This is a genomic window from Rugamonas fusca, assembly GCF_014042365.1.
Classification (GTDB): domain Bacteria; phylum Pseudomonadota; class Gammaproteobacteria; order Burkholderiales; family Burkholderiaceae_D; genus Rugamonas; species Rugamonas fusca.
On sequence record NZ_JACEZS010000112.1, the window covers coordinates 1 to 255 of the forward strand.

Annotated in this window: 1 pseudogene; it reads left to right on the forward strand. The window is 68.2% G+C overall.

What is annotated here, in order from left to right:
• Positions 1-255 (forward strand): annotated as a pseudogene (locus H3H36_RS26545) (TonB-dependent receptor); the annotation flags it as partial.

A 255-nucleotide genomic window follows, 5' to 3' on the forward strand; every position in this document is an offset into this window, starting at 1 on the left:
AGTGACGGGCATCCACGCCCCCGCCTCGCTCAAGGGTTATGAGGACGTGCTGCTGTCCGAGCGCGAGCGCCTGTTCATCGAACAGGGCGGCCCGCGCTCCAAGTTCACGCTGGGCTTCGACTACGTGGCCGGCGCGCTGGACACGGACCTGAAAGTGATCCACTACGGCCCGCAGACGCTGGGCACCTTCGACGGCACGGCCGCCGGCGTGCCCAACGCCCACTACGAAGCCAAGACCTCGGCCGACCTGGCGTT